Genomic DNA, 314 nt, shown 5'->3' on the forward strand with positions numbered 1-314 from the left:
GTGGGGCAGATCGATGCGCTCCTCAGCGCAAACAACGAGGCGTTTTTCGCCGAGAAGGATCAACTGCTCGCGGCCGGTCTGGATGTCAGCGCCTTCATCACGGTCGATGACTCGGGGGCGCGCCATCAGGGACGCAACGGTTACGTCACGCAGATCGGCAATGACTTCTTCGCCTGGTTCTCCAGTACCGAGAGCAAGAGCCGAATCAATTTTCTCCAGCTCCTGCAAGCGGGCGAACCCGTCTATTGCCTCAATGACGAGGCGCTGACGTACTGGCGCGATCAGGGCCTGCCGCGCGCGCTGTGCCAAGCGCT

Annotated in this window: 1 pseudogene; it reads left to right on the forward strand. The window is 61.5% G+C overall.

The features are described 5' to 3' along the window. Positions 1-314 (forward strand): annotated as a pseudogene (locus tag G3480_RS29785) (IS66 family transposase); the annotation flags it as partial.

This window comes from Thiorhodococcus mannitoliphagus (genome assembly GCF_010915725.1).
Taxonomy (GTDB): Bacteria; Pseudomonadota; Gammaproteobacteria; order Chromatiales; family Chromatiaceae; genus Thiorhodococcus; species Thiorhodococcus mannitoliphagus.